The sequence below is a fragment of the Ectobacillus sp. OTK genome (assembly GCF_059698935.1).
The window spans coordinates 707,871-730,139 of the sequence record NZ_AP048547.1; the positions used below are offsets into that span (position 1 = coordinate 707,871).

The following is a 22,269-nucleotide window of genomic DNA, read 5'->3' on the forward strand; positions in this document are numbered from 1 at the left end:
AATATGGAAACAATGCAATTTTTAGCTAATGGTTTTGCAGAAGCGATGCAGTGGCATAATCTTTTATTCGCGTTCGTGGGGGTATTAATCGGGACAGCAGTGGGGGTGCTGCCTGGTATTGGTCCAATGAGCGGTGTGGCGCTGCTGATTCCTGTAACAGCAACGCTAACATCAGGACTTGAGCCGGAAGCGGCGGCAGCAAGTTCTATTATTTTGCTGGCGGGTGTTTATTATGGAGCGATGTACGGGGGATCGACAACCTCTATTTTGCTGAATACACCGGGTGAATCCTCTTCGGTTGTGACAGCACTTGATGGATATCAGATGGCGAGGCAAGGACGTGCTGGTGCAGCATTATCGATTGCGGCAATCGGCTCGTTCGTTGCGGGCCTTGTCTCACTTATTGGTCTTGTATTGCTTGCTAAGCCTTTATCAGCGGTTGCCATTTCATTTGGTCCGGCTGAATACTTTTCTCTTATGATTTTAGGCCTTTGCGCAGTGAGCGGGCTTGCTGGAAAATCAATGACGAAGGCGCTGATCATGACAGTTTTCGGTTTGCTGCTTGCTACAATTGGTATGGATAATGTCTCTGGTGTGGCGCGCTTTACGTACGATATTCCTGTTTTGTATTCGGGCTTGGAGTTTTTGACAATTGCGGTTGGACTGTTTGCGCTTGGGGAGGTATTTAAGACTATCCTGGAAAAGGACGAAGAAGGCGGAGACATTGCGAAGATTGGAAGAATTCTTCCGACGCGAGAGGATATGAAAAGAAGCTCCGGACCTATTATTCGAGGATCTTTACTTGGGTTTTTTATCGGTATTTTACCGGGCGCGGGAGCAACGCTAGCTTCATTTTTTTCCTATATTGCTGAGAAGAAACTGAGCAAAAACCCTAGCAAATTTGGACAAGGAGCGATAGAGGGTGTGGCAGCTCCGGAATCTGCAAATAACGGGGCGTCAGGCGGAGCGATGATCCCGCTTTTAACACTTGGAATTCCAGGGTCTGGAACAACGGCCATCCTAATGGGAGCTTTAATTATGTATAATATTCAGCCAGGTCCATTGCTTTTCAGCGACCATCCGCAGGTAGCCTGGGGGCTGATTGCCAGCATGTTTATCGGAAATATCATGCTGCTAGTTTTGAACATGCCGCTTGTTAAGGTATTTGCGAAAATTATTGAAACACCGGTAAAGTATTTGCTGCCGCTTATTATTGCCATTTCTATTTTCGGAGTGTACGCGGTACAATTTACAATATTTGATTTAATGCTGCTTATTGCATGCGGGGTTGCAGGGTACTATCTTACAAAGAATGATTTTCCGGTTGCTCCGCTCGTTCTAGGCCTTGTGCTAGGCCCGATGATTGAAAATAATATGCGCAGAGCACTTACGACGTCAAACGGTGACTATATGATTTTCCTGCAAAAGCCTGTCTCGCTTGTCTTTTTGTTAATTGCGGCTTTATGGATGGTCATCCCGCTTATTCTAAAAATGAGAGGGCGCAGCGTGATTATTAATGAAGAGGCCTAGAGCTATATAACAGATTTAGAGAACTCACTAGGCTATTTTTCAACAGGCTAAAAGGTCTTCCCGTATGACAGGCGGGAAGACCTTTTACATTAGCTAGGACATGCTTCGCGGCAGCAAAGCTGCCCCAATCACACCTGCTTTTGTACCGAGGGAAGCAGGAAGCAACGTAACAAATTCAGTTAGCTGCGGGTATACGTATGATTTAACGTTGGCCTCTAGTAGCGGGAGAACAATTTCCTGCGATTTCATAACTCCGCCGCCAAGTACAATGACATCTGGATTCATTGTATGAATAATGTTGGCGATTCCAATAGCTAAATAGTTTATTGTCTCCTCTATAATGCTTTTGGCTGCACTGTTTCCTTCCTGCATTAGCTTGAATACATCACCTGCGTCGCCTTGAATGCCCAAGAGGCTCTTTCCGCGTTGTGCGATAGCTGTACCGCTTGCGAGTACCTCCAAGCATCCTGCATTTAAAGAAGGATGGGAAGGTCCGTTTGGAAGGATAATCATGTTTCCGATTTCTCCCGCATATCCTTTGGATCCTTGTACAACTTGATTCTTGAGAACATAACCGCCTCCCACTCCAGTGCTGACGGTAATATAAAAAACACCCTCATATCCTTTTCCTGCTCCGAGCATAGCCTCTGCGAGCGCTGCCGCATTGGCGTCATTGTCCAAAAAGACGGGAAGCTGAAACTCATTTTGGATTTCTTTTGTAAGAGGAATAGCATCCCAGCCCGGCAGATTCGGCGGACTTAGGATAATGCCGTTTTTTGGATCAAGCGGTCCCGGGGATCCGATACCGATGGCGCTTGCCGACTCTTCCTCTAGTAAACTATAAATCATCGATTTTATTTTGTTAATAACATGCTCAGGGCCCTTTTCTGCTTCTGTTGCCTCTATTATCTCGATATAGATATTTCCCGTTTCATCAACAAGTGCTGCTCTTACATTTGTTCCGCCAAGATCAATTCCAATTGTATATGACATATTCGTTCCTCCATTCTATGGATGAGAGATAATGATTTCAGTGTTTCCTTCCACAGTAAAGCTTCCAAAGCCGTAAGGGAGAAGGAGATGATCTCCGGCCTTTATGTCATAATGTTTCCCCTCCGCTTTGATGCTTCCGGCGCCGCTTAATACATTTATAAGCAGATAGGTATCCTTGAATTTATGGAAAAAGGAAGCATTAATATTTACTTTATAGACCGAGAAGTAAGGGCTTTTAACTAAGGTCGTCAGCGTATGTGTGTCTTGCCTTACAGTTGTTGTTTCATAGCGGGGCGCACGGCATGGAACGCTTATTACCTCCATGGCTTTATCCAAGTGAAGCTCCCGTTTGTTTCCATCCTTGTCCGTGCGGTCATAATCATATAGTCGATACGTCACATCGGAGCTTTGCTGCACTTCAAGTACGAGTGTTCCTTTTCCAAGCGCATGAACGGTTCCGCTCGGTACAAAGAAAAAATCTCCCGGCTTGATAGAGACCTCTGTTAACAACGAATTCCAATTATTTGTTTCAATGAGCCGCTTCAACTCTTCTTTTGTTTGGGCTGTATGTCCGAAAATCAGTCTTGCATCCTCAGTGCAATCCAAAATGTACCAGCATTCTGTTTTGCCGAAGGAGCCGTTCTCATGCATCCTCGCATACTCATCATCTGGATGAACTTGAACGGATAAATCATCATTGGCATCTAAAATCTTAATAAGCAATGGGAATTCATGTATATTAGGGGATCCAAACAGCTCTGGATATTGATTCCACACGTCATGTAAGGTCATCCCGCATAATGGTCCTGAAGCAATCTTGCTTGGTCCGTTCGGGTGAGCAGAGATAGCCCAGCATTCCCCTGTTCGTTCAGAAGGGACACTGTATCCAAAACGGTTCTGAAGTGCTGTTCCTCCCCAAATTCTTTCTTGAAAAGCAGGTGATAGAAATAAAGGTTCTCCCATAGGCTGTCGATTCCTTTCTAAAATTATATAAACTTTTAAACTAATAAGATATAGATATATAATATAAAAGTATATACTTTCAAGAATGTTTTTTATATACTTTTTTTGTAAGCAGTTACAAAATATACATAATTGTAAAGTTTTACTTAGATGAGGTTTACAACTCATGAAAGGATAAGGTGGATCAAATGGTACAATACAAATTTCCTGAACAGTTTTGGTGGGGAGCATCTTCTTCAGCGACTCAAATGGAAGGAGCTGCAGAGAAGTTCGGAAAAGGAAAGAATATTTGGGACTATTGGTATGAGTTGGAACCAAATCGTTTTCATAACGGAGTGGGGCCTGCGGATACATCCAACTTTTATCACATGTATGAACAAGATTTGGAGTTGATGCATAGCCTTGGCCACAATTCGTTTCGTGTTTCGATTTCCTGGTCACGCCTGATTCCAGAGGGCAGGGGAGAAGTAAATCCGGAAGCAGTAGATTTCTACAATAGAGTTATCAACAAGATGCTTGAGTATAAAATTGAACCGTTCGTCAATTTGTTCCATTTTGATATGCCCTTGGCGATGCAGCAAGTTGGGGGATGGGAAAGCCGGGAAGTTGTCAAAGCGTATGCGGAATATGCAAAAATGTGTTTTCTCTTGTTTGGAGATCGTGTGAAGAAATGGTTCACACATAATGAACCGATTGTACCTGTGGAAGGTGGATACTTATACGATTTCCATTATCCGAATGTAGTAGATTTCAAAAGAGCGGTGCAGGTTGCATATCATACAATCCTATCTAGTGCATTGGCTGTTAAAGCTTATAGAGAAAGCGGGCAAGATGGCAAGATCGGAATTATCCTAAACCTGACACCATCTTATCCAAGAAGTCAAAATCCAGCGGACCTGAAAGCTTCCCAGCTCGCAGACGCCATCTTCAATCGCTCTTTCCTGGATCCATCCATTAAAGGAGAGTTTCCAGCAGAGTTAGTGGAAATCCTAAAGGAACGCAATTTTCTCCCGCAAATGGAAGAAGGGGATAAAGAGATTATTAAGAAATATACAATTGACCTTCTAGGGATTAACTATTACCAGCCTCGCCGCGTAAAAGCAAAGGAATACATGCCTCATCCGGATGCACCGTTTATGCCAGAGCATTTATTCGATAATTATGTTATGCCGGGACGAAAAATGAATGTGTACCGCGGCTGGGAGATTTACGAAAAAGGAATCTACGATATTCTTATCAATGTGAAAGAGAATTATGGCAATATTGAATGCTTTATCTCTGAAAACGGTATGGGAGTAGAGGGAGAAGAGCGCTTCATGCAAGACGGCATAATTCAGGATGATTATCGCATTGAATTCATCGGTGAACATTTAAAATGGCTTCATAAAGCAATTGAGGAAGGAAGTAACGTGAAAGGATATCATCTTTGGACTTTCATGGATAATTGGTCTTGGACAAACGCTTATAAGAACCGTTATGGCTTCGTATCCGTTGATTTGAAGAACAACTTCAAAAGAACGGCCAAGAAAAGTGCCATTTGGTTTAAGGGTGTAATCGAGCATAATGGATTCTAAGAAAAAGCTTCTAGATTAGCTTCATTATACCTGCCCTAAAAGGCTTTAGCATGTAATCTATTATGCTAAAGCCTTCTTCTTTAAGATACTATGATACTATCATTAAAGATGCTACATAAATCATCAAGTAAAGGAGTGTTCACATTGAAACCAAAGGTATATATTACGAGAAAAATTCCGAATGCAATTGTTTCTAAAATTGAGGAAGTATGTGAAGTGCGAATGTGGCAAGAGGAAGAAAAACCTGTGCCGCGTGAAGTGCTGGAAAAAGAGATTGCAAATGTTGATGGGCTTTTTTGTTTATTAACGGAATCGATTGATCAGGCATTACTCGATAAAGCAAATGCTTTGAAAGTAATCAGTAATATGGCTGTAGGCTATAACAATATTGATATTGAAGCTGCCAAGGAAAAGGGAATTAGGGTGACCAATACCCCAGGAGTTCTGACTGAGACGACTGCTGATTTAACATTTGCTTTGCTGATGTCGACAGCTCGCAGATTAGTGGAGTCAACAGAGTATCTAAGAAACGGGAAATGGGAAACATGGTCTCCTATGCAGCTCGCAGGGCAAGATATATATGGAGCTACCCTTGGAATTATTGGAATGGGAAGAATCGGTGAAGCGCTGGCAAGAAGAGCAAAGGGATTTGATATGAATATTCTCTATTATAATCGCAGCCGCAAGCCAATTGCAGAAGAAGCATTAGGCTTGCAATATACAGAAATGGATGATTTGCTGCAAGAAGCAGACTTTGTTTGTATCATGACACCATATACGCCTGAAACAAAAAATCTGATTGGTGAACGAGAATTATCACTCATGAAAAATACCTCTATTTTAATTAATACTGCACGCGGCGGAATTGTAAATGAAACTGCTCTATATGATGCTTTAAAAAATGGAGTTATTTGGGCTGCTGGACTTGATGTGTTTGAACAAGAACCTGTGCCGTTAGACCACCCGCTTCTCGCTTTGCCAAATGTTGTGGCTATTCCTCATATTGGTAGTGCAAGTGTTAAAACAAGACTGAAAATGGCAGAGCTGGCAGCAGAAAATCTGATTTTAGCTATAAGGAATCAAACTCCAAAGCATGTAGTAGTGTAAACTGTATTTCCGAAGTGCTGCTCACTATACGAATCTATTTGTATTCTGCGGACTAATTTAGAAATATGAAGAGTATCAGAGATGCTTTGATACCTACCACTGTAAGTTTAATAATGGTAATCCATTGTTATTCCAAAACATATTTCAATTTTAGATAAGAGGATTGGTAAAGGGATGAGAGGCCGTTACCCGAAGAAGAAAAGCATAGGCTATAATAGCGGGTCTTAGCTGAAAAGATTAGGATCCTATCCAAACAGCAGAAGATGCCGCAGCGATTCGGCAAGGTACAATTGGGGGAGTAAATATGGAGCATTACATGGTATTCGATATTGGCGGAACGGCTGTGAAATATGCTGTGCTGGACGAGAAAGCAAGCATAATAGAGAGCGGGGAGTTTCCTACTCCAAAGGATGCGCTTCATACGTTATTAGGGAAAATATCAGATCAAACAGAGAAGTACCAAAAAACTTACGACTTGAGGGGGATTGCATTAAGCTCGCCAGGAGCGGTGAATCCGGCTACCGGTTTTATCGGCGGAACAAGTGCCATTCCTTATATTCATGATATTCATATAACAAGGCTAATCGAAGAAAAAACGGGTTTATATGCAACCGTTGAAAACGATGCGAACTGTGCGGCGTTAGCGGAAGGATGGATGGGGGCAGCAAAGCAGGTGAACTATTATGCTTGCGTTGTGATAGGCTCTGGTATCGGCGGCAGCATCGTGATCAATCAAAATATACTAAGGGGAGCAACGCTGCATGGCGGAGAATTCGGCTATATGATAATCGGTGATCCATTGAGCAGCAATCCTTTACAAACGACCTGGAGCGGTATTGCCTCCACGCGTGCACTGGTTGGTGAGGTGGAGCATAAAAAGGGAGCGAAAGTTGGCAGCTTTGATGGGAAAAAGGTATTTGAACTTGCTGAACAAGGAGACGCTGAAGCACGTGCTTGCATCAATGGATTATACAAAAAATTAGCGGTAGGTATTTATAATGTGAAGTATATTGTAGATCCTGAGAAAATTTTAATTGGCGGGGGCATCAGTAAGCGAAAGGAAGTCATTGATGGAATTAATCGGGAATTAGCCTTACTGAAGGATGATATTTCAGACTTGCATATTGAAGTGGAAGCTTGTCAGTTTGACAATAGAGCGAATTTGATTGGAGCATTATTTCATCATTTAAAAGCGACGGGCAAGAATACCGAACTGAAGCAGGTTTAATTATAATCAACATGTACAGTTTTCGTGTATAGAAGGTACTTCTGCTGTATTGGCAAGCTTGGGGTCTAGCCCATTGTTTATGGGCTAGGCCCTTTTTTAGTTTTAGTCCAATAATTAATATCACACACTTTCCTCAACCTATATGTGTTTTTGTATCAGGGTTTTGTATAAGTTAAGAAGCTACAGGTTCTTGTCTTCCCAGATAGGTAAAACTGTGGAATATTTAATTTCCCTTAGTGCTAAGCTAGTTTGGATTCGTGTAATCCCAAGCCTATTTAACCTTCTAACAAAACTCTCTAATTCCCTGCGGTCTTTATTTGCTGCTTTTAGAAGATAATCATATTCTCCCGTTAGGCAATGGCATTCTAAAACTTCTGGCAGGGTGAACGAATGACTTGGGCACAAGGAATAGGTAGTGCAATTGTGGGAACAGGTTGTTATTTATTTTCGTACTTTAAAATAAAAGTGACTGCAAAGAGCAATGGACTTGCCAATCAAAACTTTCAAAGCTGATAAACCTACTGAGCTAATGGGTGTTTTAGTTGAACAAGAAATATAAAAAAGGACCACAAAAACATGCTCCTTTTCTTTTTGGGGGATTATTAATGTTATTGTTTAACATAACTTACAATAAAAAACATTAACTTCCGCTTTTGTTGATTATGTGAACATAAAAGACCTTCAGTCATTTTTGAAGTGAATCCTAATAGTAGGACATGAAAAAAAACACCTCCTTGATTCGCATACTAAAAAGATGAATCAAGCGGAGGTGCTTTTGTTTTGGTCACAAGAGTACATTACCCAGCAGGGATCAAGTGGAAAGCAATTGAAATGAAGGAAGCAGGTTACACAAACCGTACGATTATGGAAATGTACGCCTCTCTCTAGACACGCTAAACCAAGCGATACGTAAGCACGATGCGACGGATGTCATTCTTCATTTGAACCCGAAAATGCATATTACTTCACCTTATAAACTAATTACCCTGTCTTTCTAATCGTTCGTTTTGTCACCTGCCTATTGAGTAATTGAAAAAAGCTAGGCAGGAAGCTAAGGATAAGAATAACCCGAAGAACCTGGACAGCTACGACAAATGCAGCATCTGCATGCAGGGTGAGCGAGGTTGTTGCCATTTCAGCAATACCGCCTGGCGCAAGCGCTAAGGTAGCTGTTACAAATGAAATATTGGTCCATCTTGAGATGAGAAATGCGCATAGCATAGTTGTACAAACGAGACTGATTGAGCTAAATAAACCGACAATGCAAGTTCGCACAGCCCCTCTAAACATCCTTTTGTTAAGACGTGATCCGACACTTGCACCTAGTAAAATTTGTGCGAGAATGATTCCCTCATGCGGCCACCATGCAGCAGCATTTTCTCCGGTGTATAGCCCTATACATGTTTGGAATGCGGCTACGCCAAGCATTCCTCCGACAAGCCAAGGTGCGGGCAGCTTCAGCAGCTTTCCTGCACGATAGCCAACCCATGCCGCAATAAGTAAGGCTTGCGTCCAAATCAAAGAAGTAGGGCTCAAATGAGTCACAAATACATTTTGAGCTGTCCTTTCTGCGATATTGTCAGAACTTAAGTAAAAAGAAAATAGCGGGATTGTGCAGACGACAAGAAATACCCGCGTGGTTTGTACAATACTGACCGTGGCTGTATTGGCACCGAGCTCATCCGCTATGCCAGGCATAGCAGACAGGCCGCCAGGTGTGGCACTAAGGAAGCTCGTCATTAAGCTTTCTTTTGTGAAGCGAAGCAAAATAAGGCCTGAAAGCAATGCGAATATAGTTGATAAAATAAGCATAATGATAATCACAATCCAGTGGTTTTGAAATGTATGAAGCACTGTTGCATTTACTTTTTGTCCAAGCTCAATTCCTAATATGTATTGTCCGATATAGCCCCAGTAGGCATGGATCCCTTTTGTCGATGTATTTGGAATGAGAAAGCGCGGTCTCCAATAGGAAAGAGAGCCTGCTGTTATAAGTGTTCCAATCATCCAGCCGATTGACATCCCGGTAAGAGATAATAGATACCCACCCATACCGCTTACAATAATGAAACCTGCTTGCATGATAAGTGGATTCCTTTTCATGATCAGTCCTCACTTTCTTTATTCATATAGTGTATCTTATCGCTGAAATGAAAAAACCCCTTATAAGGCAAGGGGCTCATTCATTCTAGAATACAGTCTTACAAATCGTAATGGTATTAGAGAGGAATAACTCCTGTAATAATCGCAACAAGAAGCATAAAGATTGAGGTTCCTATTGCCCATTTTAATGTAAATCTTTGATGATCACCGAAATCTACCTTTGCCATACCGACTAATAAGTAAGTGGATGCTACAAGCGGGCTAAGCAGGTGAACAGGCTGTCCGATTAGGGAAGCACGTCCCATTTCCGCAGCGCTGATTCCGTAACTTGCAGCGGCCTTAGTAAGAATAGGAAGAACACCGAAATAAAATGCATCATTTGACATAAAGAAGGTGAATGGCATGCTGGCGAGTGCTGTAATGATCGGAAGATGCGGTCCAAGTGCATCTGGAATTAAGGCAACCAGGCTATTAGCCATTGCATCTACCATCTTTGTTCCAGATAAAATTCCTGTAAAAATACCTGCTGCAAATACGAGCGAAACAACTGCTAGTACATTGCCTGCATGGGAGGCAATTCGCTCCTTTTGTTGTTCTAAATTTGGATAGTTAATCATAACAGCGATTGCAAATGCGATCATGAAGAGAACAGGAAGCGGCATCACTTCTTTAATGAGACAAACCATCAGAACAGCAGTTAGTACGAAGTTTACAAGCAATAGTTTCGGACGTTTGTAGTGTAAGGACTCCACTGCTGCAACCGCTAATTCATTAACAGGAGAGTTCCCTAGTGCAAAGCTATCCAATTGTATAACTCCTAATCTGTTGCGTTCCTTCTTTCCTAGGATGTACGCGGCGAAAATGACCCAAGCTGCGCCGCCGATCATCGCTGGAATAAGCGGTGTAAATACTTCAGAAGCATCTAAGCTGAGTGCGCTCATTACACGAGCAGTTGGACCGCCCCACGGGGTAATATTCATAACACCGCTGCTAAGCATAACAACTCCTGCCAGGATGAGCGGGCTCATGCCAAGATATGTATAAAGAGGAAGCATGGCCGAAATAGTGATCATATAGGTTGTTGTTCCATCACCGTCTAATGAAACAAGCAGAGCTAGGAGAGCAGTCCCAATTACAATTTTCAGCGGATCTCCTTTTACTATTTTTAATAACTTAGAAATAACTGGATCGAACAAGCCGCTATCGATCATAATTCCAAAGTACAAAATAGCAAACGTCAGCATAATTCCAGTAGGAGCCAGATTTTTTACTCCTTCTAGCATCATCGGACCTAGATTGGAGGAAAAGCCTCCGACTAAGGCGAATAGCACGGGTATAAGCATTAAGGCAATAAGTGCTGACATTCGTCTTGTCATAATTAAAAACATAAACACGAAAATCATTGCAAATCCCAACACAGCTAACATATTGTAACCCCTTCCCCTTTGTTGATTACGCTTTCAAAATACTAGGAACTGTAAATAACAACATCATTAAGGTGATAATAAGGCATGATAAAGAACTGGGTAAATAATTAGAAAAATAACTCTATTAAAAGTATTCTATTTATTTTGATCATTTTGTTCACCGTTTTCCCGGGAATTACGTAGGGATTCGTAAACAAAATAAACATAATTCTTTTAAAGCAATCAATACAGCTTATCACAACAATAGTTACTAAAAGAAAGCGCTGTTATAAAATGTGGGCGAATGAGAAGAGTATTTTATTTTCTTCAATGGAAAAACCTATGAAATAGCCCTTCTTCCAATTGTCGTCCTAACGATTCGTTATATCCGCTTTTTGTAAAGGGATACGGGACAGCAAAGAGGGAAGCGAGTGGTTGTTGATGAAGCTAACATTTACAATGAAAAGGATGGGGATTGAAAAATGGGAGCATTGATGGAAAACGTGTATCATCCGCATGAAGAAAGCCTGCAGAAGAGGCCTGATTTACATCAGGTAACGGCAGGGCAAGTATCCATTCCTTGCAGCACGGTAGAAACAGTATATAGCCCTTGCTGCGGCAAAGTAGAGAAGGTTTTCGTCAACGAAGAGTCTTATATATACGAATGGGAGAAGCTCCTCACGATCCGCACGGAGGATGGAAAGACAGAGGAGGTTGCAGTAGGAGTTAGCGGCAGCGTGGCTTCTATAGATGTGGAGCCTGGAGAAGAAGTAGATACGAATACAGTGCTATGCAAGGTAGAGGATGATCTGAAGATTACTGGATGTGACTAAGAACAGCGGAATCGTCTGGGGTTGCTTCCGTAGTACACCATCAAAGGCGCTTTTTGCCTTTGTATCATGAAGGTTTATTTTACGGAAGGGAATATGACGATGCAGTTGGACAATAAAAAGTCTCTTGGAAGAAGTCCCTTTCTCTTGTGTCAGGGACTTCATTCCGCTCCTCTATTCGTGTATAATTACAAACATATGTACAAGAGTATGGAGATGGAAGTATGGCCAAAACAATTTCAGATATCGCACAAATAACGGGAGTAGCGAAGAGCACAGTGTCTCGTTATTTAAACGGCGGTTCTGTCAGTGAGGCGACTAAAAGGAAAATTGAAAGTGTCATCAAAGAGACTGGATATGTTCCAAATACGTTCGCCCAAAGCTTAAAGGCAAAGAAAACAAATATTATTGGGACGATTGTGCCGCGTTTAGATTCATATGCCGCGTCTCAAACGCTGATTGGTATTGATGAAAAGCTCAGAGAATATCATTGCCAAATGTTGATTTCAAACTCCAATCAAGATTTAGAACGGGAAATTGAAAATATTTACAGCTTAGAGAGACAGAAGGTTGCAGGCATTATTTTGCTGGCGACGCAAATTACACCTGGACATTTAGAGGCATTTCATAAGGTAGACATACCGGTGCTGCTTGTAGGGCAGCAATATGACGGTGCTTATAGTCTTGTTCATGACGATTACGGCGCTGCTTACAATATGGGAAAATATGTTCTTTCTATGGGTCACCGGAAAATTGTGTTTTTAGGTGTAACAGAGAAGGATATTGCAGTTGGGGTTAGAAGGAAGGAGGGCTTTCGGCAAGCTGTGCAGGAGGCTGGGGGTTGCGAGGTTAAATATTGCGAGACAGGCTTTGCTATTAAAGACGCGCTCGAAGCAGCCTGCCGCATTATGGATGAGTATAAGCCCTCTATATTTGTTTGTGCAACAGATAATATTGCACTTGGTGTATTAAAGGCAGCTTACATGAAAGGCTTGCATGTTCCTAATGATCTATCGATTACAGGCTTTGGCGGCTATGAAGTGACTGAAATTATTCATCCAAGCTTAACAACCGCAAAGTTTTATTATAAAGAGGCTGGGCAGTTAGCGGCTCAAAGCATGATGAAGCTAGTCAATGAAGAGTCGATTGAAAAAGTAATGGTGTCTAGATATAAAATCATTGAGAGAGAAAGTGTTGATAAACAATAAAACATAGTTTATTTTCGAGTTGAAGCCATCCTCTTGTTGTTCCGTTCAAGAACCGGTTCCTCTTTCAGAGCGTTACTTGCATTTTATGGCTTTTATAACCGGTCTATTTCTTATTTGCTTTCGGAACCGGAGTAAAGAAATCCGTTGTTTGCGCAGCATCCCTTCATGCGGTAAAACGGGAATGTGAGGCTGCACTAATCCAAGAGGAACAAAGAAGTGAAGAGCTGATACGATAGTGCAATCAATTATAGGGAAGCCTTGGATAGAGCGTGCAAATACTCAAGGCTTTTGGCGTGCAGAATGAATGAAAGGCAACAAATTAGTATTTTAATTTGTTGCCTTTCATTCGTTTATGGGAGCTAGATTTTAAATTTAACTTGAATAATGCCTGACTTTTTCAAAGCATCATAGATAATAATGAGAGTCGGGCCGAGAAACAGCCCAACAAAGCCGAGCAGCTTAAAGCCGACATACATGCTGATAATCGCTGCAAGCGGAGAAATGCCCATGCTTGTAGAGTAGATTTTCGGTTCGATAATTCTTCGTACAATTGTAATAACAGCAAAGAGAATGAGTAGTCCGATACCAAGAGATTGATTGTCCTGCATGATGGCAATCACCGCCCATGGGACGAGCACTGAGCCGGTTCCTAAAATCGGCAGGATATCAACGATCACGATAAGCAAGGCAAGCAAGGCGGTATATGAGATATCAAGCAGCCATAAGCCTGTATATGCCATGATAAAGGTCACTAAACTCAACACGATTTGCGCTACAAGAAAGCCAATGCCGGCATTTCCGAGCTGATTTGCGATCAAATACAGCTTATGCTTTGTTTCCTTCGTCAAATAAGCGGATGCCTTTTCCTTTAAAAGAGGAAGCTCTAAGCTAATGAGAAACAAGGCAATGAAGTACACAAGAAATTCAAGCATAAATGCAGGAATGATAGTTACAAAGCTGATCAGACTTTGTGCAATATTTCTTGCGAGCATATCTAAGGAATTTACGCTATTTTCTAAGGTTCGTTCAATTGAAAACATAACTCCATTCGGCAGTGTTTCTGAATACTGTCGCCATTTATCAATAATCGGTAAAATAGTTGTACCGTATAATTCTTGTACGAAGGCGGGCGCTTTCTGTGATAAGGCAACAAGCTGCTTAAAAATGGTGTTGACCATAAAAGCGGCAACTGCCATTAAAGAAGCCAAGTAGGATAGGAAGACGATGAGCACAGCGTATAGACGCTTAAGATTTAGACGCTGCTGAAGCCGTCTAATTCCCCCTTCCAGAACAAATGCGGTTACTAATGCAAATACAATTGGTATGCTATAGGGTACGAGCAATATAACAGCAAGCAGCACGAGGCCGACGAACAGTCGTTTTTTCCACATACAAAAACCTCCTTGATGAAAACGTAAAAGTAGTTCTGCTCCTTCTATTTTACAGGCTTTTGGAGACTTTGTATGCTGTTTTCCATATAGATCATACGTAAAAATTAGTGCTATACAGAGTATGAACTGATTTTTATAGATTTGTGAGGATCCTAAGGAAGCTTTTGATGAGATCGACTTGAGTGATACAGAAGGCGGAGCAGCTTTATATGCAAGACTTTGTCAAATCGCCCCAATCATGGTAAATACGGTAGGCGGGCAGCATATAAAGTAATGGGGATGTAAAAAAGAAAGGCTCTTTTCTAAACAATTGTTGCTGCAGAAATAAACAGAACGTGTTTCGATACAAGAAAGAGGCTATTCGCCTCTTGCAATCAACCTCTCCTTTCTAATTTCTCACCTCTTCTCACAGTGCTGTAACGTGCTGCCGGCCAGATGCAAAAGCAACAATCTATGCGAAAACAGCCAAAAGAAAAGGACACAAGGTAATCTGAAATAAGCCCAGTGTATCCTTTTTTGATGTCTGCTTTCCACCATCATATTCATTTAACAGATGATTCGCAGGGGAATTTAAGTGTAGCTGTTGTACCCTTTCCATATTCGCTTTCAAAACGTAGGCGGCCTTTGAATTCCTCTACCAATCGAAATGTCACCATTAATCCAAGACCCGTTCCTTTTTCCTTCGTTGAATAGTACGGCTTTCCTAATTTTTGCAGCTGCTCGGGCCGCATTCCTTCTCCTGTATCTGCAACTTGGATAAGCACCGCGTTTTTTTGCTCATATGCCTTTATTAAAACTGAACCTTGCTTTTCAGTAGCTTCAATAGCATTTTTTACAAGATTTAGGATTATTTGCTTGAACTGCAGCGGATCTCCCGATATATATAGGTCGCTTTCAATTTGTGATTCGAGCTTTACTCCCTTGAGGTTGGCGTAAGATTGAACGAATTCTAATAATGCCTGCAGCTCTTGGGAAATATGTAATCGTTCTTTATGAATGGACTTCGGCTTGGCGAAATTTAAGTAATCGGTAATAATTCCTTCAGCACGATCCAGCTCTGATATGGCTGTTTCCATGAAATATTTGTGCTGCTTGTCCACATTCTCCTTCGTCAGTTGAATAAAACCCCTCACAACCGTCAGTGGATTGCGTACTTCATGAGCGATAGAAGCTGCTAACTCGCTAATCATATTTAGCTTTTCCGCTTTTGAAAACTCCTGCTGAATTCTTTCATTCTCATAGATGCGTTCAAATAGAATAATGTTGCAAACGCCAGCCCCAATGTTGCAAAGAGCTGAAAATACAAAAAATCTCGGTCCTTGCTGAAAGAAAAAAGAAAGATTATCGGTAGTATAAAAGTAATACCAAAAAGAAAGCATGACAAGGGAATACATGCATGTTAAAAGAAGGATACTTAAAAAAATTTTTTTTCGAAAGCTTAATGCTGTAAAGGATTTACTGATTGGCAGCAGCAAGGAAAACAAGAGAAGGATCACAATCATTGTTATGAAAGCTGCTAAGTTTAGTCCTATATATACTCGATACATAATTAAAAGTATTCCTGCAATGATTCCCCCCTTGTATCCACCGTATAGAATCGAGATTACAAAGGGCACCCAGCGCAAATCCCAAAGGAAGGAAGAGCCTTGTACAACGGGGAACATCATGCATAAAATAGAAGACAGTCCGCAAATGATCCCGAGCAGCCATTGAGACATCGAGATGGTGCCCCTATACCGTTCTAAGCGCAAAAGCTGGTACACAAATACTGGCATAATAATAATAAGTGTATTTAATAGCAGCTCCTTAAACATTTTGCACCTCGCCTTCTCTTAGTTTTAGAATTTCCCCTTTAGTATAAAGATATAATATTTTAGTTCCGTTGGGAATTAATAATGTAATTAAATATATATTTAGTGAAATTATTACCGAGTCCTAAAATGATAAAAAAATGCAGCAAAAGAGATAAAAGTGTATTTTGTGATTTTTCTTTTCTCTTTTATAATTAAAGGATAAAACGGCATAATGAATTGTATAAAATATTTTAGAGATATAAGAAGTTAAGGGTGAAAAAGGGTGAACAATGCAGTGGAAAAAGAAGGGATATTGCAAGAAGCGGAAGACTTTATTAGAAGATGCTACCAAGAGTTAGGGAAAAGTGAAGATGCCATCAAGCAGCGTCTGTCGGGAATTCAACAGGCTATTGAAAAAAATGGAACATATGAGCATACATTTGAGGAATTAGAGCACGGAGCTCGTATGGCCTGGCGGAATAGTAACCGCTGCATTGGACGATTATTTTGGGGCATGCTTCATGTGTTTGATGCGAGAGGAGTGCAAACTGCCGAAGAGGTACATGAAGCGCTGCTGCGGCATATTGAGTTTGCGACAAATAGAGGAAAAATCAGGCCGGCTATTACAATTTTTAAGCAGAAAAGGGATGAAGAGAACGAGATTAGAATCTGGAATCATCAGCTGCTTCGTTATGCTGGATATGAGACAGAGCATGGGGTCATCGGAGATTCTGCTTCCTTGTTATTTACGAAGGAATGCGAAAAGCTCGGCTGGCGGGGAGAAGGGACAAGCTTTGATCTATTGCCGCTTGTTGTACAGGTGGACGGCGGGCAGCCCAAATGGTTAGAAATTCCGAGTGAATCTGTTCTTGAGGTGCCTATTTCCCACCCGGATTTTGCTTGGTTTGAGGAGTTTCAATTGAAATGGTACGCTGTCCCGATTATTTCCGATATGAGGCTCGAAATCGGGGGGATTCATTATACAGCGGCTCCGTTTAACGGCTGGTATATGGAAACGGAAATTGGTGCACGTAACCTGGCAGATACAAGCCGTTATCATATGCTTCCGCGCATTGCAGAGAGGATGAAATTGGATATGAGCAGAAATGCAACGCTGTGGAAGGATAAAGCCTTAATTGAATTGAATATTGCTGTGTTACATTCCTTTAAGGGAGCTGGAGTAAGTATTGTAGACCATCATACAGCCGCTCAGCAATTTAAGCAGTTTGAAAATCAAGAACAAGTGAGCGGCCGGGACGTAACCGGAAGCTGGATGTGGCTTATTCCGCCTGTTTCACCTGCGACAACTCATATTTATCATCAGAATTATAAAAATACAATTGTTAAGCCGAATTATTTTTATCAGGATAAGCCCTATAGTGCAGGACAGCTTTGAGTGTATGGACGCAGGAGCATTTTTTATATTAAGAAAGCTTATTTACAACGAAAGGTCTAATTATTCAAGGTGTAAAAATTCGGAGCGCGTGATTGGTAACTCCGTAGCAAGTTTTTATACTATGATGGGAGATTTTGAGTTTAACGTATCAAGATGTATAAATGTATTTATGCATAAAGAAAACGGCAGGGAGAAGAACTCCTTGCCGTTTTCGCAATCTAAAAGGTGCAGCATTTTTAATAGTTTTTGATTAGTATCTAAACTAAAAAGTCTAGACCGCAGGTTTTACGTTAATGTTTTTGGATTTTTTTATGCTATCGTTTTGTTTCAAAACAGTTTTGCGAATAAACGGGATGACCCAGCGGTCTAAACCAAATACACCGGCATTGAGCCCCGCTGCTAAAAGGATTCCTCCAAATAGAATATCAGTTGGATTGTGAGAAACAGTTCCTGCAAGCAAGAAGCTAAAGTTCATAACAAGACCAAAGAATGCTGCCGCTGTTGTTAAGCAGCCAAGTAATAATCCAAGGCCTACAAGAGTTTCACCCGCTGGGATTATAACATTAAATACATCTGCATTTGGAATCGCGAAGTTTTTAAGAAAAGATACATACCATCCATAGACAACGTCATCTGGACCGGCAACAGGTTTTGCCGCAGCTCCAGCTAGAAAACCAGATACGTCAAATTGGCCGCTTTGTAATTTTCCTAGTCCTGCTGTGAACCAAGAGTATCCTAAATATAAACGAAGAACAGTTAAAAGAGCTGCCGCAATGCGATTTTCCCTAATAAATTTCATAAACATAAAAGTTCGCTTCCTTTCAAATGAATTAGTAATGACTACACTGTAAGTATACTTAAAAATTTGTTAAAAATACTGTATTTGTGATGTTTTTCACAAATAGTTCAAAAGAAAATGAACAAATGGTGAAGAGCAATGTTTGTTCATATGCTGCCGAAACTAGTTTTATATCCTCTGGTACCCAGAACTAAAATCTGCCGATGTATTGCAGCTAGAACTAAAGGACTTTTCAGCTCAAGAGGTCCTTGTAATAATCATTTTGTGTTAAACTAAAAAAATCAATATTTAAATTTTCACATGGATTAAGTTATGACCGTGGTTATTCTTTTAATTTGCATCTCCATGTTTCTTTAAAACAAATAATTTGTATTTCATTTTCTGCCTTTGTTTTTTAGAAAAAAACGGGTAATTTATTTTTCGACGATGTTTCAGATATGGGGACTATTTTTACGAAAGCACAAAAGGGGCTTCATGAATATAAAGAAGTGTATATGATTAAGAAACTATCTGCCGCATGTACACCTGATATAAGAATAAGGGGAGGTGAAGAAAATGGATAGCATTACACATACTTTGTTTGGCTTAGCGCTTTATGGGACGATTAAAAAAGAAGAAATGCCGAGGCCGATGAAACGCGCCCTCCTTGTAACAGCAGTAGGAGGAAGCCAAATTCCGGATATTGATGTGATTTCGCAGCTGTGGGATACAGAGGGGATGTATCAGATGTGGCACCGCGGTATTACCCATTCTATCTTTTTGATTCCGATTTGGGCGCTGTTGTTTTACTTTATAAGTCGCGTATTGTTTGGAGTGCGGGGGATACGTATCTTTTGGCTTGCTGTGCTAGCTGTTTTTATTCACGATACAAGCGATTTATTCAATGCATGGGGAACCGGGTATTTAGAGCCGTTTTCGCAAGTAAGAATTACATTTGGTACAATTCCTATTATTGATTTTATCATTTGGTTAATGTTACTCGTTGCTTTTCTCGTTACACGAAGATATCGTTTTTCGTCACACCTTGTATATAGATGGGCATTTGCTTGTATAGGCTTACATTTTTTTCTTCAATCTGCGCAGGGCTATGCACTGTATCAAGCTTATGAATCGAAGTATGATCAGCTTACTCTTTCGGCAAGCTTTCTACCTGGGCATTTTTCTGTGATTGGGAAAAGGGGAAATGTAGTAGAAATTATGAATGACAGCATTTTCAGTGAGCCGCGGTTGCAGTATAAGCTTGTCTCACAAGAAAATGCAGACTTAAATAGACTGTTTAAGGAGATGCCGACAGCTAAAACTTTGTATAAATGGGCACCATTTGTTGTTGTGGTAGATAATGAAGACAGGCTTGGCGTCTATGACCCGCGTTTTTATCGCAATGGTCAATCCTTTTTGTTTGAGTATCTCGAAAAAAATGGAAAGGTAAGTCGATAGAAGGAGAAGTTTATGATTTTTTCCTTTTTGGTTAAAAATCTGTATAATGTTATTTTATGTAAAAGAGCAAAATACTCTAACAGAAAAGGCAAGTTCCCTATGCTTACAATGAACTTGCCTTTTCTTGTGTAGAGATGAGGAAAGGAGCCGTATATGTCAGCAAAACAGCATCCGGATTATCGTTTTGAACAGGAACGGTTGGAATTTACGAAGACGTATATTCGCTTTTTGCTTGAGCAGGCAAGGGAGAGTGAACAGCATTACCGGGAGCATATATGGGAAGCGTATGCAGATTTGAATGTACTTGACAGCTCGCTCGGCTATTCCAACTTGCTTACGAATGTGCAGTTTTTAGAAATGACGGAACGGGAGCATCGGCAGCTGGAGCGCGTGCGGCATAAGCCGTATTTTGCGCGAATTGATTTTCAGGAGAGCGATCAGGAACAGCACGAGAAGCTATATATCGGAAAGGCCTCGCTTTATGATAAGGAGTCGCAAAAGGATATTATCGTAGATTGGCGCTCCCCTGTCGCAAATGTGTATTACGACAGCCGGCTCGGTGATGTGACATATGAAGTCGGAGATGAGATTGTTACTGGCAATGTTTCTCTAAAGCGCCAATATATCATTGAGGATGGGGAACTGGAAGAGATTCGTGATATTGACATTACGACGCATGATGAGCTGCTGCAGCAGGCTTTGTCAGGAAGCGCACAAAATAGATTGACCGATATCGTGTCAACCATTCAGGACGAACAAAACAAGGTTATTCGTGCCGACTTGTATAAGCCGCTCATTGTACAGGGGGTGGCTGGAAGCGGAAAAACAACGATTGCCCTGCATCGGATTGCTTATTTTATTTACAAGCATGCCGCTTACTTTTCTCCACAGTCCATCATGATTTTGGCTCCAAGCAAGCTGTTTCTTACGTATATTTCCGAAGTGCTGCCAGAGCTTGGGGTTGACCAGGTGAGACAAACGACGTTTTTGGAGTTTGTAGTACAATGCATTGATCCAAAGCTGCGATTTTCCCGAATGGAAGAGGACCTTGTCTTTTTGCTGCAAGGCGGGGAGGGCGAGAAGCAGCAGGAGCGGGCAAAGGTGATCGCCTTTAAGGGATCGCTTCGTTTTGCGCGTATGGTTCACCGCTATGCAAAGGATATCGAGCGCAGCATGGTGCCTGAGGGAGACTTTAAAATTGGAAATATTGTAGTGATGAAGCACGAACGAATTCAAAAGCTATTTCTTCACGAATATAAGTATTTGCCAACATATAAACGAATTCAAAAATTGAAAATTGTATTAATAAACTATGTAAGAACGAAAAAGGCGGAATGGGAGAAGAGGATTCTCGAAAATTACGAGATTAAGCTAGGCCGTGCACTTGCGATTCAGGATGACATGAAGCGGAAAGAGACTGTGACGCGTCTGATGGAAAAGAAGGAAACGTTGATGGCGGATTTTAAAAAAGGGTGCCGGACGGCTGTGAACCATTATATTAAGCAATTTCCAAAGAGAGATGTATTTGATTACTATCACGAGCTGCTTACAAACGAAGAACTGCTGCGAGCCTATGATGAGCGTTTGCCGGGTACGCTTATAAACGCAATTGCCTCCTCTCGTCTCAAGTGGAAACGGCAATATAGGGCGGAGGATGCAGCTGCGCTGCTTTATTTACAGCATTATTTATATGGTCCGAAGCAAGAGGTGAAAACAAAAAGCATTGTAATCGATGAAGCACAGGATTATACAATGTTTGAGTTGTATGCGCTGAAAAAAATGTGCAAAACTGAGCTGTTTACCATATTGGGAGATTTATCGCAGGGCATTCATGGCTACCGAGGAGTGAAGAACTGGGGAAATGTTGTAGAGCAGCTATTTCCAACAGCGAACTATTTAACGCTCGAGAGAAGTTATCGGACAACAATCGAGATTATGAACCTAGCGAATGCGGTATTAAGCAGCAGCTGCGAGATAAAGGTACCTTTAGCGATCCCGGTTGTTCGTCACGGAGGTGCTCCTGTATTTGTCCTGTATAAAGATGAAAAGCAGATGGCAGCTGCTTTGGAACGAGCCATTTTGCGGGCGAAAGCTGATAAACTAAAATCATTTGCGTTGCTTGGGAAAACGAAAACAGAATGTGAGTATCTTGCCCGTATATTTGAAGCGTATAGCTCCTTATCTGTTGAACTGATGACGGAGCAGCGCGAGCTTGACACAGCTGTTGTTTCGATTATTCCCATTCATGTTGCGAAGGGACTAGAATTTGATTTTGTTGCGATCGTCTCCCATTCGGAAACGTATAGCAGGGAGGAGCTGGATACGCAGCTTTTATATGTAGGGATGACAAGGCCCCTTCATCAGCTGTATGTATGTGCGAAGGCAGCAGAGGATGTGCTGCTTGCCGGTATAAATAAAGATTTATTTACGGAAACGCTTGGAGAAATAGCGGATGAACAACAAGGAGAAAGGTGACAGAAGGAGAGATATTCTCTCCTTCTGTCACCTTTC

At 41.4% G+C, this 22,269-nt stretch carries 16 protein-coding genes and 1 pseudogene; 9 read left to right on the top strand and 8 right to left on the bottom strand.

What is annotated here, in order from left to right:
- The first annotated feature begins 3 nt into the window (after positions 1–3).
- Positions 4–1,530 carry a tripartite tricarboxylate transporter permease gene (locus AC6HZ4_RS03625; RefSeq protein ID WP_497493682.1) on the top strand — a complete coding sequence of 509 codons (1,527 nt, stop codon included), beginning with the start codon at positions 4–6 and terminating at the stop codon, positions 1,528–1,530.
- A 93-nt stretch (positions 1,531–1,623) separates the two neighbouring features.
- Here the strand turns inward: AC6HZ4_RS03625 and AC6HZ4_RS03630 are convergent, their stop codons facing one another.
- Together AC6HZ4_RS03630 and manA are read right to left on the bottom strand one after the other, a co-directional pair.
- On the bottom strand, positions 1,624–2,523 hold the full coding sequence (locus AC6HZ4_RS03630; protein WP_497493683.1) for an ROK family protein: 900 nt from the start codon (positions 2,521–2,523) through the stop codon (positions 1,624–1,626).
- A gap of 15 nt (positions 2,524–2,538) precedes the next feature.
- Complete coding sequence (gene manA, locus AC6HZ4_RS03635) at positions 2,539–3,486, bottom strand: mannose-6-phosphate isomerase, class I (RefSeq protein WP_497493684.1); 948 nt, start codon at positions 3,484–3,486, stop codon at positions 2,539–2,541.
- 188 nt (positions 3,487–3,674) lie between these two features.
- On the opposite strand from manA, the gene AC6HZ4_RS03640 reads away from it, so the two are divergent.
- The 3 genes from AC6HZ4_RS03640 (at position 3,675) to AC6HZ4_RS03650 (ending at position 7,395) form a co-directional block, all read left to right on the top strand.
- Positions 3,675–5,060: a glycoside hydrolase family 1 protein gene (locus AC6HZ4_RS03640; RefSeq protein ID WP_497493685.1), complete on the top strand. Its 1,386-nt coding sequence runs from the start codon at positions 3,675–3,677 to the stop codon at positions 5,058–5,060.
- Positions 5,061–5,204: 144 nt separating this feature from the next.
- A complete protein-coding gene (locus AC6HZ4_RS03645; protein WP_497493686.1) occupies positions 5,205–6,167 on the top strand; it encodes a 2-hydroxyacid dehydrogenase in 963 nt (320 codons plus the stop codon).
- 304 nt (positions 6,168–6,471) lie between these two features.
- On the top strand, positions 6,472–7,395 hold the full coding sequence (locus tag AC6HZ4_RS03650) for an ROK family protein (RefSeq protein WP_497493687.1): 924 nt from the start codon (positions 6,472–6,474) through the stop codon (positions 7,393–7,395).
- A 180-nt stretch (positions 7,396–7,575) separates the two neighbouring features.
- On the opposite strand, the pseudogene AC6HZ4_RS03655 reads toward AC6HZ4_RS03650, so the two are convergent.
- From AC6HZ4_RS03655 to AC6HZ4_RS03665, 3 genes and pseudogenes are all read right to left on the bottom strand, one after another.
- Positions 7,576–7,779, bottom strand: a pseudogene (locus AC6HZ4_RS03655) (Lrp/AsnC ligand binding domain-containing protein); the annotation flags it as partial.
- Between the two features lie 597 nt (positions 7,780–8,376).
- The gene (locus AC6HZ4_RS03660; RefSeq protein ID WP_497493688.1) at positions 8,377–9,498 is read right to left on the bottom strand and encodes an AbrB family transcriptional regulator; all 1,122 of its coding nucleotides are present in this window, start codon (positions 9,496–9,498) and stop codon (positions 8,377–8,379) included.
- A gap of 116 nt (positions 9,499–9,614) precedes the next feature.
- Entirely contained in the window at positions 9,615–10,925 is a 1,311-nt protein-coding gene (locus AC6HZ4_RS03665) for a CitMHS family transporter (RefSeq protein ID WP_497493689.1), read from the bottom strand.
- A gap of 554 nt (positions 10,926–11,479) precedes the next feature.
- Between AC6HZ4_RS03665 and AC6HZ4_RS03670 the strand changes: the two genes are divergently transcribed.
- Positions 11,480–11,737, top strand: a complete 258-nt coding sequence (locus AC6HZ4_RS03670; RefSeq protein ID WP_497495587.1) for a hypothetical protein — start codon at positions 11,480–11,482, stop codon at positions 11,735–11,737.
- A 221-nt stretch (positions 11,738–11,958) separates the two neighbouring features.
- Entirely contained in the window at positions 11,959–12,942 is a 984-nt protein-coding gene (locus AC6HZ4_RS03675; RefSeq protein WP_497493690.1) for a LacI family DNA-binding transcriptional regulator, read from the top strand.
- A 359-nt stretch (positions 12,943–13,301) separates the two neighbouring features.
- On the opposite strand, the gene ytvI is transcribed toward AC6HZ4_RS03675, so the two are convergent.
- A complete protein-coding gene (gene ytvI / locus AC6HZ4_RS03680; protein WP_497493691.1) occupies positions 13,302–14,333 on the bottom strand; it encodes a sporulation integral membrane protein YtvI in 1,032 nt (343 codons plus the stop codon).
- A gap of 542 nt (positions 14,334–14,875) precedes the next feature.
- Positions 14,876–16,147, bottom strand: a complete 1,272-nt coding sequence (locus AC6HZ4_RS03685) for an ATP-binding protein (protein ID WP_497493692.1) — start codon at positions 16,145–16,147, stop codon at positions 14,876–14,878.
- A 262-nt stretch (positions 16,148–16,409) separates the two neighbouring features.
- Between AC6HZ4_RS03685 and AC6HZ4_RS03690 the strand changes: the two genes are divergently transcribed.
- Entirely contained in the window at positions 16,410–17,522 is a 1,113-nt protein-coding gene (locus AC6HZ4_RS03690) for a nitric oxide synthase oxygenase (RefSeq protein ID WP_497493693.1), read from the top strand.
- 271 nt (positions 17,523–17,793) lie between these two features.
- On the opposite strand, the gene AC6HZ4_RS03695 is transcribed toward AC6HZ4_RS03690, so the two are convergent.
- Positions 17,794–18,327 carry a DoxX family membrane protein gene (locus AC6HZ4_RS03695; protein WP_497493694.1) on the bottom strand — a complete coding sequence of 178 codons (534 nt, stop codon included), beginning with the start codon at positions 18,325–18,327 and terminating at the stop codon, positions 17,794–17,796.
- Positions 18,328–18,876: 549 nt separating this feature from the next.
- On the opposite strand from AC6HZ4_RS03695, the gene AC6HZ4_RS03700 reads away from it, so the two are divergent.
- The gene (locus AC6HZ4_RS03700; protein WP_497493695.1) at positions 18,877–19,758 is read left to right on the top strand and encodes a metal-dependent hydrolase; all 882 of its coding nucleotides are present in this window, start codon (positions 18,877–18,879) and stop codon (positions 19,756–19,758) included.
- Positions 19,759–19,911: 153 nt separating this feature from the next.
- Positions 19,912–22,233, top strand: coding sequence for an RNA polymerase recycling motor HelD (helD, locus tag AC6HZ4_RS03705; RefSeq protein ID WP_497493696.1), 2,322 nt, complete (start codon positions 19,912–19,914; stop codon positions 22,231–22,233).
- Positions 22,234–22,269: the final 36 nt, after the last annotated feature.

Coding starts and splice junctions, on each gene's coding strand:
- AC6HZ4_RS03625 (WP_497493682.1), top strand. CDS start 4: ATGGAAACAATGCAATTTTTAGCTAATGGTTTTGCAGAAGCGATGCAG.
- AC6HZ4_RS03630 (WP_497493683.1), bottom strand. CDS start 2,523: ATGTCATATACAATTGGAATTGATCTTGGCGGAACAAATGTAAGAGCA.
- manA (WP_497493684.1), bottom strand. CDS start 3,486: ATGGGAGAACCTTTATTTCTATCACCTGCTTTTCAAGAAAGAATTTGG.
- AC6HZ4_RS03640 (WP_497493685.1), top strand. CDS start 3,675: ATGGTACAATACAAATTTCCTGAACAGTTTTGGTGGGGAGCATCTTCT.
- AC6HZ4_RS03650 (WP_497493687.1), top strand. CDS start 6,472: ATGGAGCATTACATGGTATTCGATATTGGCGGAACGGCTGTGAAATAT.
- AC6HZ4_RS03660 (WP_497493688.1), bottom strand. CDS start 9,498: ATGAAAAGGAATCCACTTATCATGCAAGCAGGTTTCATTATTGTAAGC.
- AC6HZ4_RS03665 (WP_497493689.1), bottom strand. CDS start 10,925: ATGTTAGCTGTGTTGGGATTTGCAATGATTTTCGTGTTTATGTTTTTA.
- AC6HZ4_RS03675 (WP_497493690.1), top strand. CDS start 11,959: ATGGCCAAAACAATTTCAGATATCGCACAAATAACGGGAGTAGCGAAG.
- ytvI (WP_497493691.1), bottom strand. CDS start 14,333: ATGTGGAAAAAACGACTGTTCGTCGGCCTCGTGCTGCTTGCTGTTATA.
- AC6HZ4_RS03685 (WP_497493692.1), bottom strand. CDS start 16,147: ATGTTTAAGGAGCTGCTATTAAATACACTTATTATTATTATGCCAGTA.
- AC6HZ4_RS03695 (WP_497493694.1), bottom strand. CDS start 18,327: ATGTTTATGAAATTTATTAGGGAAAATCGCATTGCGGCAGCTCTTTTA.
- AC6HZ4_RS03700 (WP_497493695.1), top strand. CDS start 18,877: ATGGATAGCATTACACATACTTTGTTTGGCTTAGCGCTTTATGGGACG.
- helD (WP_497493696.1), top strand. CDS start 19,912: ATGTCAGCAAAACAGCATCCGGATTATCGTTTTGAACAGGAACGGTTG.